Source organism: Hydrogenophaga sp. PML113 (genome assembly GCF_001777155.1).
Lineage (GTDB): Bacteria > Pseudomonadota > Gammaproteobacteria > Burkholderiales > Burkholderiaceae_C > Hydrogenophaga > Hydrogenophaga borbori.
Window position 1 is genome coordinate 343043 of sequence record NZ_MIYM01000002.1, and the last position, 14066, is coordinate 357108.

The following is a 14066-nucleotide window of genomic DNA, read 5'->3' on the forward strand; positions in this document are numbered from 1 at the left end:
GCCCTGTGCGGGACGGCTTCACTGCAGCGCCCCTCGCTGCGCGAGGGGTTCCCTGCGATGCTCGGGTGAGCGGCCACGCGGCATAACTCACTGCGCGCGCCTGGCGCGCTCCGTTCAAACAGATGCCGCGAGTCGGTTCACGAAGCGCGCTGCGCGCGCGGGCCACCCACCCTGCGCTTCTCGGCACTGCACAGGCGCCGTCCCGCACAGGGCGCCTCCCCTGACGGCGGATGCCTTGGTGCACCACCGGGGCAACTGCTTCGTTTTCAGGTGCCCGCTTGGGGCCCAAAGCGGGCTTCCCACCTGCCCGGACTGCGCTACTCGTTCCAGCGTAGATAGAAAAGCAGATACGGGTCTGCTTACCCGTAGTTGGATCGTTGAAGCGGTGGTATCCATCAAGCAAGAAGATCAAGAATGATTTGCGGCGCTCGGGGTGGTCATCCGAATCGTGCACCAACTTCTTTGCCCGCTCGTACTCCGACTGGATGTCGATCGAGGAATCTAGTGGATCGTTGAGTTGCTCCGGTGTGGCGAAGAAGAGCTTCCGATTGAGTAGAAGCTCCCACGTCCGTTGGGCGCAGTTACGGTACTTGTAGAGGAGCATCCGTGCCCCTAGCGATGGAGGTACTCAGCGCCGTAGTACGCAGCGCGCAGAGAGCCAAAAAGGCGCAGCCGATTGAGCGAATTATCGAAGCGCATTGCGTAGCTTCCCCTCAAAGGCTGCCCTTGGCGAACGTCCACTTCTGGCCGTGAGCCGCCATCCTAGTCGACGCGCCCCCCCATTCGAGCCAGGACGCATTCCCGCCATCGTTTCCCGGCGACCGCCCGCCCTTCACCAGCCGAGGCCGAGCGATGCCCTCGCCCTGCCCACCACGTCACCGACTCACCCCCGCCCGGCACGCCCCAGCAAAGACGACACCTCATCCGCCGCCGCCCGCAGCTTCGGGAGCAGCTGCTCCTTCATCACCGTCGCCGAGGTGCGGTTCGCCTGCCCCGACACGTTGAGCGCCGCGATCACCGCGCCCGCGCGGTTTCTCACCGGCGCCGCGATGGAGATCAGGCCCTCCTCCAGCTCCTGGTTCACCAGCGCCCAACCCTGGCGGCGCACCTGCTGCACTCGCGCCAGGATCTCGGCCGGCTCGGTGGCCGTGTGGCGCGTGTTCGCGCGCCGCTCGCTGGCCTTCAGTCGCGCCTTCACCTCGGCGTCGTCCAGCCCCGCCAGCAGCACACGGCCGAGCGAGGTGCAGTAGGCCGGCAGGCGCGTGCCCACATTGAGGTTGAGCGAGACGATCTTGTGCGTGTGCACACGCAGCACGTAGACGATGTCGCTGCCGTCCAGCACCGCCGCCGAGCACGACTCGCCCACCGCATCGGCCAGGCGCTCCATCACCGGCTCGGCCAGGTTCCAGATCGGCATGGACGTGAGGTAGGCAAAGCCCAGGTCCAGGATGCGGGGCGTGAGGCGGTACAGCTTGCCGTCGCTGTCGACGTAGCCCAGGGTCTGCAGGGTGAGCAGGATGCGCCGCGCCCCGGCGCGCGTGAGCCCGCTGCGCGCCGCCACTTCCGACAGGGTCTGCTCCGAGGCTTCGGCACTGAAGGAACGGATCACCTCCAGCCCACGCGCGAAGGACTGCACGTAGCCATCGCCGGGCGTGGGGGCGTCGGGTGCGCGACGGGCGTGGGTTGCCATGGGCTTTGGTGGACGATTAGAATGATTCGTCAATCGAACAAGTGTTCGTCATTAGAACATTTGACGATCGGCACGGCAAGCGCCCCTCCCCGCTGTTTCAGCGTTCTGTCCGGAGACCAATCCCCGTGATCAACAAGATCGCTTCCTCGGTGGCCGAGGCCCTGCACGGCGTGCGCGACGGCGCCACCGTGCTCATCGGCGGCTTCGGCACCGCCGGCATTCCCAACGAACTCATCGCCGGCCTGATCGAACAAGGCGCGCGCGACCTCACCGTGGTGAACAACAACGCCGGCAACGGCGAACACGGTCTGGCCGCACTGCTCAAGACCGGGCGCGTGCGCAAGATCATCTGCAGCTTCCCGCGCCAGGCCGACAGCCAGGTGTTCGACGGCCTGTACCGCTCGAAGCAGATCGAACTCGAACTGGTGCCGCAGGGCAACCTGGCCGAGCGCCTGCGCGCCGCGGGCGCGGGCATCGGCGCCTTCTTCACACCCACGGGTTATGGCACCGAACTGGCGAAGAACGCCGACGGCTCGCCCAAGGAAACGCGGGTCATCGATGGCCGGCCCTATGTGCTGGAGTACCCCATCCACGGCGACGTGGCGCTCATCAAGGCCGAGCGCGGCGACCGCTGGGGCAACCTGGTCTACCGCAAGGCCGCGCGCAACTTCGGCCCAGTGATGGCCACCGCGGCCAGGCGCTGCATCGCCAGCGTGTTCGACATCGCCGAACTCGGCTCGCTCGACCCCGAGACCATCGTCACCCCTGGCATCCACGTCAGCGCGGTGGTGAAGATAGCGCGCGTGGCCACGCAGGCCGGCGGCTTCAAGGAGGCGGCATGAGCTACCAGCGCAGAACCAAGGACGCGCTCGCGAAGCGCGTCGCGCAGGACATCCACGACGGCGCCTACGTCAACCTGGGCATCGGCCAGCCCACGCTGGTGGCCAACCACCTGCCGCCCGGCATCGAGGTAATCCTGCACAGCGAGAACGGCATCCTCGGCATGGGCCCGGCGCCGGCCAGCGGCCAAGAAGACTACGACCTCATCAACGCCGGCAAGCAGCCCGTGAGCCTGCTGCCCGGCGGTGCCTTCTTCCACCACGCCGACAGCTTCGCCATGATGCGCGGCGGCCACCTGGACATCTGCGTGCTGGGCGCCTTCCAGGTCTCGGCCACCGGCGACCTGGCCAACTGGAGCACCGGCGAGCCCGGCAGCATCCCGGCCGTGGGCGGCGCCATGGACCTGGCCATCGGCGCCAAACAGACCTGGGTGATGATGGACCTGCTCACCAAGCAAGGCGCGAGCAAGGTGGTGTCGCAATGCAGCTACCCGCTCACCGGCATCGGCTGCGTCAAGCGCATCTACAGCGACCTGGCCACGCTCGAATGCACGCCCCGGGGCCTGCGCCTGATCGACACGGTCGAAGGCCTTTCTCTCGACGAACTGCAGCGCCTCGTGGGCCTGCCCATCGCCGCCCCGGCCACGCCGGCCTGAACCCCTTCACTTTTCCGGAGAACCCATGAGCACCCGCCAAGCCTTCATCTGCGACGCCATCCGCACCCCCTTCGGCCGCTACGGCGGCGCGCTGTCCAGCGTGCGCACCGACGACCTCGGTGCGATCCCCATCAAGGCCTTGATGGAGCGCAACCCGACCGTGGACTGGGCCGCCGTGGTCGACGTGCTGTACGGCTGCGCCAACCAGGCCGGCGAGGACAACCGCAACGTGGCGCGCATGGCCGCGCTGCTGGCGGGCCTGCCGATCGAGGTGCCCGGCGCCACCATCAACCGCCTTTGCGGCTCGGGCCTGGACGCGGTGGGCAGCGCGGCGCGCGCCATCAAGGCCGGCGAGGCGGGTCTGATGATCGCCGGCGGCGTGGAGAGCATGAGCCGCGCGCCCTTCGTCATGCCCAAGGCCGAGAGCGCCTTCAGCCGCGCCAACGCGGTGTACGACACCACCATCGGCTGGCGCTTCGTCAACAAGCTCATGAAGGCGCAGTACGGCGTGGACTCCATGCCCGAGACGGCCGAGAACGTGGCGGTTGACCACAAGATCGAGCGCGAGGCCCAGGACCGCATGGCCCTGGCCAGCCAGCTCAAGGCCGTGGCCGCGCAGAAGGCCGGCCACCTGGCGCGCGAGATCGTGCCGGTGACCATCCCGCAGAAGAAGGGCGAGCCGGTCATCGTCGACAAGGACGAGCACCCGCGCGAAACCAGCCTGGAGGCGCTGGCCAAGCTCAAGGGCGTGGTCAGGCCCGAGGGCAGCGTCACCGCCGGCAACGCCAGCGGCGTGAACGACGGCGCCTGCGCCCTGCTGCTGGCCGATGAGGCGAGCGCGGCCAAGCACGGCCTCACGCCCAAGGCGCGCGTGGTCGGCATGGCCACGGCCGGCGTGGCCCCGCGCGTGATGGGCATCGGCCCCGCGCCCGCCACCGAGAAGGTGCTCGCGCTCACCGGCCTCACGCTGGAGCAGATGGACGTGATCGAGCTCAACGAAGCCTTCGCGGCCCAGGGCCTGGCGGTGCTGCGCATGCTCGGCCTCAAGGACGACGATGCGCGCGTGAACGCCTGGGGCGGCGCCATCGCCCTGGGCCACCCGCTGGGCGCCAGCGGCGCCCGCCTGGCCACCACGGCCGTCAACCGCCTGCACGCCACGGGCGGGCGCTACGCGCTGTGCACCATGTGCATCGGCGTGGGCCAGGGCATCGCGGTGATCGTCGAGAAGGTCTGACGGCGCCCAGTCCGCACGCCTGGGCGTTCACTTCACCCAGGCGTCGAACTGCTCGGCGCTGGCCAGCCCGCGTTCGAGCACGAGCTCGCGCAGCGGCCGGCCCGAGGCCTGCACCTCGCGGTACAGCAGGGCCGCTTCCTCGTGCCCGATGCGCTTGGCCAACAGCGTGGCCTGCAGCATCGCGGGCGAGAGCGTGGCCGCGATGCGCTCGCGGTCGGCCTCCATGCCGCGCACGGCATGTTCCTCGAAGCTGCGCATGCCATCGGCCAGCAGGCGGATGCTCTGCAGCAGGTTGTGCGCCAGCAGCGGCTTGGCGGCGTGCATCTGGAACTGCCCCAGCGTGGCGCCGACGCCGATGCTCACGTCGTTGCCCATCACCTGCGCGCACACCATGAGCAGCGATTCGCACTGCGTGGGGTTGACCTTGCCCGGCATGATGGAACTGCCGGGCTCATTGGCCGGCAGCCGCCATTCACCCAACCCCGGGCTGGCCTCCCAGCGCAGGTCGTCGGCGATCTTGCACAGCGCCAGCGCCAGCCCCCGCAGCGCGCCATGCAGCTGCAGCAGCGCGTCGTGCGCGGCCTGGGCCGCGTAGGGGTTGTCGGCGCGGCGCAGCGGCAGGCCGGTGGCCTCGCTCAAGGCCTCGGCCATGCGCAGGCCGAAGTCGGGGTGGGCGTTGGCGCCGCTGCCCACCGCCGTGCCGCCGATGGCCAGGCCCAGCACCGCGCGCAGCGCCGGCGCCAGCGCGGCCCCAGCCTGATCGAGCTGTGCCACCCAGGCCAGCAGCTCGTCGGCCAGCGTCAGCGGCAGCGCGTGCTGCAGGTGGGTGCGGCCGGTCTTCATCACCCCACGCACGCCCTCGGCCTTGGCGGCGAGCGTGTCGCGCAGGGCGCGCAGCGCCGGTTGCAAGGCGCGCTCCACGCCCAGCAGCGCGGCCAGGTGGATGGCGGTGGGAATGGTGTCGTTGGACGACTGGCCGAGGTTGACCTCGTCGTTCGGGTGCACCGGCCGGCCCAGCAGCGCCGAGGCCCGGTGCGCGATCACCTCGTTCATGTTCATGTTGCTCTGGGTCCCGGAGCCGCTCTGCCACAGCGACAGGGGAAACGCGTTGGGCCAGCGGCCATCCACCACCTCGGCGGCGGCCTGCGCGATGGCATCGGCCACGGGCCGCTCCAGCGTGCCCAGGCTGGCGTTCACGCGCGCCGCGCAGCGCTTGATGAGCGCCAGCGCGTGCAGCAGCTCGGGCGGCATCTTCTCGGTGGAAATGGCGAAGTGGCCGATGGCCCGCTGCGTCTGCGCGCCCCAGGGGGCGTCGGCGGGGATCTGGATCTCGCCCCAGGCATCGTGTTCGGTGCGGGGCGAAGGCGAAGGTGGGTTCATGGCGTCGTCCTGGCATCGGGTGGCCGTTTTGGCGACCGTGGGGCGACCGGCAAGCGGTGTGCCCATCGGCCCCCGGTCCGCCAGCTTGAGGCCCGCGCTTGACGTTCGTCAAGCGGCCGGGCCCGCCCCCATGCTGCAATCCCTGGCATGCCCGCCACGCCTGTCTTTTCCGCGCGCGCCCTCACCAAGGTGTACGGCGAAGGCCCCACCGCGGTGCACGCCCTGCGCGGCGTCGACCTGGACGTCATGCCGGGCGAGTTCGTCGTGCTGCTCGGGGCCTCGGGCAGCGGCAAGAGCACGCTGCTCAACATCCTGGGCGGACTCGACTCCCCCTCGGGCGGCTCGGCGCGCTGGACGCACGCTGGCGAGACCCACGAGCTGGCGGGCGCCAGCGACGCCGAGCTCACGCGCTACCGGCGCGAGCACGTGGGCTTCGTGTTCCAGTTCTACAACCTCATCGCCAGCCTCACCGCGCGCGAGAACGTGGCCCTGGTGACCGACCTCGCCACCGACCCCATGGCGCCCGAGGAAGCGCTCGCGCTCGTGGGCCTGGAAGGGCGTCTGGACCATTTCGCGTCCCAGCTCTCCGGCGGCGAGCAGCAGCGCGTGGCCATCGCGCGCGCCATCGCCAAGCGCCCCGAGGTACTGCTGTGCGACGAGCCCACCGGCGCGCTGGACTGCGCCACCGGCGTGCGCGTGCTGGAAGCCATCGAGCGGGTGAACCGCGAACTGGGCACCACCACCGTGGTCATCACACACAACGCGCCCATCGCGCAGATGGCCGATCGCGTCTTGCGCCTGGCCGACGGGCGCATCGCCTCGGTGCAGGCCAACCCGAGCAAGCTCGCCGCCGCGGCGCTGAGCTGGTGACCAGCGAGGCCGGGCCCATGCGCGCACTGAACATCAAGCTGGGCCGCGACCTGTGGCGCCTGCGCGCCCAGGTGCTGACCATCGCCATGGTGGTGGCCATCGGCGTGGGCGGCTTCGTCGGCCTGTTCTCGGTGCACGCGTCCCTGCTGGACGCGCGCGACCGGTTCTACGCCAGCCACCGCCTGGCCGACGTGTTCGTCGCGCTCAAGCGCGCGCCGCTGGCGCTGCGCGAGCGCATCGCCGCCCTGCCCGGCGTGGCCGAGGTGAAGACCGGCCTGGCCTTCGACGCGCGCGTCGACCTGGGCGACCCCGGCCCGCCCGTGACGGGCCGCTTCGTGGCGCTGGACCTGGCGCGCGTGCAGCGCGGCGAACAGGGGCTCAACGCCTTGCGGCTGCGCGAGGGGCGCTGGCCCGAGGCGGGCACCACCCTGGAAGCGCTGGTGAGCGAGGCCTTTGCCAAGGCGCGCGGCCTCAAGCCCGGCGACAGCGCGCGGGCCGTGCTCAACGGCCGGCAGCAGACGGTGCGCATCGTCGGCCTGGCGATCTCGCCCGAGTACGTGTTCGCCTCCGGCGGCGCCGCGCCCGACGAGCGCAGCTTCGGCATCTGGTGGACCGACGCGCGCCGCCTGGGCGAGCTGCTGGACCTGCAAGGCGCCTTCAACCAGGCCGCGCTGCGGCTGGACAGCGGCGCCTCCAGCGAGGCCGTCATCGACGCGCTGGACCGCCTGCTCGAACCCTATGGCTCGCTGGGCGCGGTGGCGCGCGCCGACCAGCTCTCGGCGCGCGTGGTGGACGACGAACTCGACCAGCTGCGCGTGATGGGCACGGTGCTGCCCGCCATCTTTCTTGGCGTGGCGATGTTCATCCTCAATGGCGTGTTGGCGCGCCAGGTGGCCACGCAGCGCCCGCAGATCGCCGCGCTCAAGGCCCTGGGCTACGACGACGCGGTCATCGGCAGGCATTACCTGCAGCTGGCGCTGGTGGTGGCTGGCCTGGGCGTGCTCGGCGGGCTGCTGCTCAGCGCCGTCATCGGCCGGCTCATGCTGGGCCTGTACGAGCCGGTGTTCCGCTTCGATGCCCTGGCCTACCGCACCACGGCCGCCGCCGTGGGCGTGTCGGTGCTGCTGTCGCTGCTGGCGGCCGGCCTGGGCACCTGGGCCTCGATCCGCGCCGTGGTGCGGCTGCGCCCGGCCCAGGCCATGCTGCCGCCGGCACCGCCGCACTACCGGCGCACGCTGCTGGAGCGCCTGGCGGGCCGGCGCGTGCGCGCCGCGCCGCTGCTGGTACTGCGCGACGTGCAGCACCGGCCCTGGCGTACCGCCTTCACCATCGGCGGCGTGGCCATGGCCATGGCGCTGCAGATCTCGGGCGCCTTCTGGCTCGACGCCATCGCCCACATCGTGGACGTGCAGTTCCGCCAGGTGCAGCCCGGCAACGTGGCGCTGCAGTTCGAGCCGCGCGCGCCCGAGGGCGTGCTGCACGAGTTGCGCCGCCTGCCCGGCGTGCTGCAGGCCGAGGGCTACCGCAACGAGGCCGTGCGCGTGCACCACGGCGCGCGCTGGAAAGACGCCAGCGTCGGCGGCATGCCGCCGGGGGCGCGGCTGCTGCGCGTGGTGGACGATCCGCTCGGCGCGGTGGAACTGCCCGACGAGGGCCTCGTGCTGTCGCACCTGCTCGCGCGCGCCCTGGACGCGCGCGTGGGCGACACCGTGACGGTGGTGTTTCGCACCGGCCACCGGCGCCAGGTCGACCTGCCCGTGGTGGCCGAGGTGCACGCCCTCATGGGCCAGCAGGCCTACATGCGCCTGTCCACCCTGCAGCGCCTCACGCGCGATGGCGCGGGCCTGTCGCAAGCGGTGCTGCAGGTGGACCCGGCCTCGATGCCGGCGTTCTGGTCGGCCGTGAAGGCCGCGCCCTCGATCGGCGGGGTGTTCGACAAGCGCTCGGTCCAACAGACCTTCGACGAGCGCACCCAGCACAACATGGGGGCCTTCAGCGCCATCCTCACGCTGTTCGCCATCGCCATGGCGGTGGGCATCACCTACAACGCCGCGCGCATCGCGCTGTCCGAACGCGCCTGGGACCTGGCCAGCCTGCGCGTGCTGGGCATGACGCGCGCCGAGGTCTCGGTGCTGCTGCTGGGCCAGCTCGCCGTGGAGCTGCTGCTGGCGCTGCCGCTGGGCCTGCTCGCGGGGCGCGCGCTGGCCGGCCTGCTCATGCGCCTCATGTCATCGGACAACATCGACTTTCCCGTGATCATCGCGCCGTCCACCTACGCGTGGGCGGCGCTCATCGTGCTGGCCGCGGGCGCGGCCAGTGCCCTGCTCGTGCGCCGCCACGTCGATCGGCTCGACCTGGTGGCTGTTCTGAAGGTGCGCGAATGAACGACGACACAACCCCGCGCAGGCGCCGCGTGCGCCTCATCACCGCCGCCACGGCCGTGGCCCTGGCCATCGCCGCCCTGCTCGCCTGGGCCTTGCGGCCCGCGGCCTTGCCGGTGGAGATCGCCACCGTGCAGCGCGGCGACTTCGAGCAAGCCATCGAGGAGGACGGCGTGCTGCGCCTGCTGCAGCGCTACACCGTGGCGGCACCCACCGCCGGCGAGCTGCTGCGGCCCGGCCTGAAGGTGGGCGACACCGTCGCCGAGGGTGAGCCGCTGGCCGTGCTGCGGCCCGCGGCGCCATCGATGATCGACAGCCGCACGCGCGAGGTCTTGCGCCAGCGCGTGGGCAGCGCCGAGGCCGCTCTGGCGGCCACGCGGGCGCAGGCTGCGCGCTCGCAGGCCGCCCTGGCCCAGGCCGAGCTGGACGCTCGGCGCAGCGAGGAACTGGCGCGCGCGCAGTTCGTGGCGCCGTCGGCGCGCGAACAGGCCCAGCTCAACCTCACGGCGGCGCGCCAGGCCCTGGCCGGTGCGCAGGCCGAGCAGCGCGTGGCGGCACACGGCTTGAGCGAGGCGCGCGCGGCACTAGCGCGCGCCGACGGCGGCAGCGACGCCAGCGAGGGCTTGTGGACGCTGCGCAGCCCGATCGCGGGCCGCGTGATCGCGGTGCACCGCGACAGCGCGGGCCCGGTGGGCGCAGGGCAGGCCCTGATGGAGCTGGGCGACACCACGCGGCTGGAAGCCATCGTGGACCTGCTGTCGGGCGACGCGGCGCGCGTGCCGCCGGGCGCGGCGGTCACGCTGCAGGCGGGCAGCGGCCTGCCGGCCTTGCCGGGGCGCGTCACACGCGTGGAGCCGGTGGCCTTCACCAAGGTGTCCGCGCTCGGCATCGAGGAGCAGCGCGTCAACGTGCACGTGGAGCCGGCCGCCCCCTGGCCCGGCCAATTGCCGCTGGGCGAGGGCTACCGCGTCGAGGCCCGCATCGTGACGCTGGCGCAGGCCGACGCGCTGCTGGTGCCGAACGCGGCCCTGGTGCGCACGCCCACCGGCTGGCAGGTTTTCGTGGTGGACGGGGACGGGCGGGCGCGGGCGCGCGCCCTCACCCTGGGGCCGCGCGGCACCGAGCAGGCCGTCGCCACCGATGGGCTGCGCGCCGGCGAGCGGGTGGTGCTGTACCCGGGCAACGGGGTGCGCGAGGGACAGCGCCTGCGCGAGCGCTGAGGCCTGGCATCCGCTGCGGCCACCACCGGCGCGGGTCGCTAGGCCCGCAGCGCCGCACGGACCTCGCGCACCAGCGCCTGCGCCGTCAGCGACAGCGCGCGCCCGCGCTTGGTCACGATGCAGATGTCGCGCGAGACGCGCGGCGCGCTCAGCGGCAGCACCGCCAGTTCTTGCGGCCGCGCCGCGCGCGCATACGCCGCCGGCATGATGGCAATGGCCATGCCGGCGCGCGTCATCCACAGCGCGGTGGAGAGGAAGGTCACCTCGTGCACCACGCGCAGCCGCACGCCCGCGCGCGCCGCGCTGGCATCGATCAGCGGCCGCACGCCGTAGCCCGGGCGCACGGTGATCACCGGCTGGCCGTCCAGGTCGGCCCAGCGCAGGCGCGAGCGGCCCGCCAGCGCATGCCCCGCCGGGCAGACCACCGCCAGGTGGTCGCGCACCAGGGTGTCGGTGTCCACGTCGGCACCGGCCTGTTCGGGCACGCCGATGCCGAAGTCCACCTGCTCGCCCACCACGCGCGACACGAACTGGTCGGGCGCGCAATCGTTGATGTCGACGTGGATGCCCGGGTGGCGCTCGCGAAAGCGCACCACCGCCGCCGGCAGCAGCAGCTCGGCCAGCGTGGGCGTGACGGCCACGCTCACGCGCCCGCGCCGCAGCTGCGACAGCTCCAGCGTGCCCGCGCCCAGGGCCTCGGCGTCGCGCAGGATGCGCTCGGCCAGCACGATGGCCTCGTGCGCGGCCTGGGTGGGCTGCAGGGTGCGGGTGGTGCGGTCGAACAGGCGCGCGCCCAGGCCCTCTTCCAGCTGCCGCAGCGACAGGCTCACCGCCGACTGCGTGACCGACAGCTGCTCGGCCGCCGCGCTCACCTTGCGCAGGTGGTAGACCGCCGCGAAGGCGCGCAGCTGGCGCATGCTGGGGAGGAAACGGGCGTCTGTATTCATGAGTTCAAATAATAAATGGTTCGATAAGTTTTACTTTACGCATGAATCGAGAGCGGGTTGAATCGCGGGCGGACAAGCACCACCAGAAACAGGAGACAAGTCAATGAAGCCTTCCGCCCTCCGGCGCGCGCTGGGCGCCGCCCTTGGCGCCAGCGCCCTGCTCGCGCTCGCCGCCCCCGCGCTGGCCAACGAGGCCGCCTGGCCCACCAAGCCCATCCGCGTGATCGTGACCTTCCCGCCCGGCGGCAGCGCCGACGCCATCGTGCGCGCCATCGGCCCGCGCGTGAGCGAGAAGCTGGGCCAGCCGCTGGTGATCGAGAACCGCCCCGGCGCGGGCGGCAACATCGGCCTGACCGCCGTGGCTAAGGCCGAGCCCGATGGCCACACCGTGGGCCTGGGCGCGGCCGGCGCGCTGTCGGCCAACGTCAGCCTCTACCCCCAGATGCCCTACGACCCGGTGAAGGACTTCAAGCCGGTCTCGCTGGTGGCGGCCATCCCCTTCGTGTTCGTGGGCCACCCCTCGGTGGGCGTGCGCACGCAGGCCGAACTCATCGCCCTGGCCAAGCGCGACCCGAGCAAGCTGACCATCGGCCACGGCGGCAACGGCACGGCCATGCACCTCACGGCCTCGCTGTTCGACCAGATGGCGGGCACGAAGATCGTGCAGGTGGCCTACCGCGGCTCCGGGCCCGCCGCCGTGGACGCGCTGGCGGGCCAGATCCCGCTGGCCGTGACCGACCTGCCCGCCGCGCTGCCGCACATCCGCGCCGGCAAGCTGCAGGCCTTCTCCGTCACCAGCGACAAGCGCGTGCCCGCCCTGCCCGACGTGCCCACCGTGGCCGAGGCCGGTCTGGCGGGCTACGAATCGGTGGGCTGGTTCGGCATCGTCGCGCCCGCGGCCACGCCGGACGCCATCGTCAACAAGCTCAACGCGGCCCTGGTCGAGGCGCTCAACGACCCCGCCACGCAGGCCACCATCCGCGGCCTCGGCGTGGAGCCCGCGCCGACCACGCCCAAAGCCTTCGGCGACTACATCAAGTCCGAAACCACCAAGTGGGCCAAGGTGATCCGCACCGCTGGCATCAAACTCGAATGAGCCCCTCCTCCCCCCTGACCGATACGACCGGCGTGCCCACCACCGATGTGCTCATCGTGGGCGCCGGCCCCGTGGGCCTGACGCTCGCCATGGACCTCGCCGGACGCGGTGTGCGCGTCACCATCGCCGAGCTGCGTGCCTACAAGGAGCCGCCCAGCGTGAAGTGCAACCACGTGGCCTCGCGCACCATGGAACGCTTCCGCCAGCTTGGCGTGGCCAACCGGCTGCGCCAGGCGGGCCTGCCCGACGAACACCCCAACGACGTGGTGTTCCGCACCGCCATGACGGGCATCGAGCTCACCCGCATCCCCATCCCGAACCGGCTGGAGCGCTTCGTCGACAACGGCGGCCCCGACACCTGGTGGCCCACCGCCGAGCCGCCGCACCGCATCAACCAGATCTACCTGGAGCCCATCCTGCTGGAACACGCGGCGGCGCTGCCGAACGTGACCCTGCTCAACCGCACACGCGTGGACGGCTTCGAACAGGACGCCGATGGCGTTACGGCCACGCTCGTCGGCCTGGACGGTGGCGCCACGCGCCGCGTGCGCGCGCGCTTCCTGGTCGGCTGCGACGGCGGCGCCTCCGGCGTGCGCAAGGCCATCGGCGCGCGCTTCGAGGGCACGGCCGTGATCCAGCGCGTGCAGTCCACCTACATCCGCGCCAAGGACCTGCTGGGCCGCCTGCCCGGCAAGCCCGCCTGGTGCTATTACTCGGTGAACCCGCGCCGCTGCGGCACGGCCTTCGCCATCGACGGCCGCGAGACCTGGCTGGTGCACAACCACCTCAACCCGCACGAGACCGAGTTCGACTCGGTGGACCGCGACCAGAGCATCCGCCACATCCTGGGCGTGGGCGACGACTTCCAGTACGAGGTCATCTCCAAAGAGGACTGGGTGGGCCGCCGCCTGGTGGCCGACCGCTTCCGCGACCGGCGCGTCTTCATCGCCGGCGACGCCGCCCACCTGTGGGTGCCTTATGCCGGCTACGGCATGAACGCGGGCATCGCCGACGCACTCAACCTGTCGTGGCTGCTGGCCGCTCAAGTGCAGGGCTGGGCCGACCCGTCCATGCTCGACGCCTACGAGGCCGAACGCCAGCCCATCACCGAGCAGGTGTCGCGCTTCGCCATGGACCACGCGCAGAAGATGATCAAGGCGCGCAGCGCGGTGCCGCCGAACATCGAAGCCGCCGACGCGGCCGGCGCGGCGGCGCGCGCCCTCATCGGCGACGAGGCCTACCAGCTCAACGTGCAGCAGTTCTGCTGCGCGGGCCTGAACTACGGCTACTACTACAGCGGCTCGCCCATCATCGCGGCCGATGGCGAGGCCCCGCCGGCCTACACCATGGGCGACTTCACGCCCTCCACGGTGCCGGGCTGCCGCGCGCCGCACTTCTGGCTGGCCGACGGCCGATCGCTGTACGACGCCTTCGGCGCCGGCTACACGCTGCTGCTCACGCAGGCCGGCACCGAGGCCCAGCCCCTGCTCGACGCCGCCGCCGAGGCCGGCGTGCCGCTGACGGTGCTGGACGTTTCCCGCGAAGCGCAGCGCCCGCCCGAGTACCGCCACGCCCTGCTGCTGTGCCGGCCCGACCAGCACGTGGTCTGGCGCGGCGACACGGTGCCCGCCGACGCGCGCGCGCTGGTGGCGCTGCTGCGCGGCGCCGCCCGCACGGACACCAGCGCCGCGCCCAACCCCAGCGCCGCGCTGGCCTGAGGCCGCCCGCCCCCGCCGGCCCCGCGCCGGCGGGG

At 72.0% G+C, this 14066-nt stretch carries 11 protein-coding genes; 8 read left to right on the forward strand and 3 right to left on the reverse strand.

The features are described 5' to 3' along the window. Nucleotides 1-883: 883 nt before the first annotated feature. Nucleotides 884-1690, reverse strand: a complete 807-nt coding sequence (locus BHU06_RS04980; protein WP_070398033.1) for an IclR family transcriptional regulator C-terminal domain-containing protein — start codon at nucleotides 1688-1690, stop codon at nucleotides 884-886. 125 nt (nucleotides 1691-1815) lie between these two features. On the opposite strand from BHU06_RS04980, the gene BHU06_RS04985 reads away from it, so the two are divergent. Genes BHU06_RS04985 through pcaF form a run of 3 tightly spaced genes read left to right on the forward strand, consistent with a single transcriptional unit; the run spans nucleotide 1816 to nucleotide 4419 of the window. Then, nucleotides 1816-2532, forward strand: coding sequence for a 3-oxoacid CoA-transferase subunit A (locus tag BHU06_RS04985; protein WP_070398034.1), 717 nt, complete (start codon nucleotides 1816-1818; stop codon nucleotides 2530-2532). Then, nucleotides 2529-3185 (forward strand): 3-oxoacid CoA-transferase subunit B, encoded by a 657-nt coding sequence (locus BHU06_RS04990; protein ID WP_070398035.1) that lies wholly within the window; start codon nucleotides 2529-2531, stop codon nucleotides 3183-3185. The genes BHU06_RS04985 and BHU06_RS04990 overlap by 4 nt, the downstream gene beginning before the upstream one ends. Before the next feature lie 25 nt (nucleotides 3186-3210). Beyond that, entirely contained in the window at nucleotides 3211-4419 is a 1209-nt protein-coding gene (gene pcaF, locus BHU06_RS04995; protein WP_070398036.1) for a 3-oxoadipyl-CoA thiolase, read from the forward strand. Between the two features lie 27 nt (nucleotides 4420-4446). On the opposite strand, the gene BHU06_RS05000 is transcribed toward pcaF, so the two are convergent. Beyond that, entirely contained in the window at nucleotides 4447-5799 is a 1353-nt protein-coding gene (locus BHU06_RS05000) for a lyase family protein (RefSeq protein WP_070398037.1), read from the reverse strand. 147 nt (nucleotides 5800-5946) lie between these two features. Between BHU06_RS05000 and BHU06_RS05005 the strand changes: the two genes are divergently transcribed. Genes BHU06_RS05005 through BHU06_RS05015 form a run of 3 tightly spaced genes read left to right on the forward strand, consistent with a single transcriptional unit; the run spans nucleotide 5947 to nucleotide 10270 of the window. Then, nucleotides 5947-6669, forward strand: a complete 723-nt coding sequence (locus tag BHU06_RS05005) for an ABC transporter ATP-binding protein (protein WP_070398038.1) — start codon at nucleotides 5947-5949, stop codon at nucleotides 6667-6669. Between the two features lie 17 nt (nucleotides 6670-6686). Further along, nucleotides 6687-9053, forward strand: a complete 2367-nt coding sequence (locus tag BHU06_RS05010) for an ABC transporter permease (RefSeq protein ID WP_070398257.1) — start codon at nucleotides 6687-6689, stop codon at nucleotides 9051-9053. Further along, nucleotides 9050-10270 carry an efflux RND transporter periplasmic adaptor subunit gene (locus tag BHU06_RS05015; protein WP_070398039.1) on the forward strand — a complete coding sequence of 407 codons (1221 nt, stop codon included), beginning with the start codon at nucleotides 9050-9052 and terminating at the stop codon, nucleotides 10268-10270. Before BHU06_RS05010 ends, BHU06_RS05015 begins: the two co-directional genes overlap by 4 nt. A gap of 38 nt (nucleotides 10271-10308) precedes the next feature. Here BHU06_RS05015 and BHU06_RS05020 read toward each other — a convergent pair whose 3' ends face one another. Continuing rightward, a complete protein-coding gene (locus tag BHU06_RS05020; protein WP_070398040.1) occupies nucleotides 10309-11217 on the reverse strand; it encodes a LysR family transcriptional regulator in 909 nt (302 codons plus the stop codon). Between the two features lie 103 nt (nucleotides 11218-11320). Here BHU06_RS05020 and BHU06_RS05025 point away from each other — a divergent pair, with 103 nt between their 5' ends. Further along, nucleotides 11321-12313: a tripartite tricarboxylate transporter substrate binding protein gene (locus BHU06_RS05025; RefSeq protein WP_070398041.1), complete on the forward strand. Its 993-nt coding sequence runs from the start codon at nucleotides 11321-11323 to the stop codon at nucleotides 12311-12313. Continuing rightward, a complete protein-coding gene (locus tag BHU06_RS05030) occupies nucleotides 12310-14031 on the forward strand; it encodes an FAD-dependent oxidoreductase (protein WP_083292947.1) in 1722 nt (573 codons plus the stop codon). Before BHU06_RS05025 ends, BHU06_RS05030 begins: the two co-directional genes overlap by 4 nt. Nucleotides 14032-14066 lie beyond the last annotated feature (35 nt).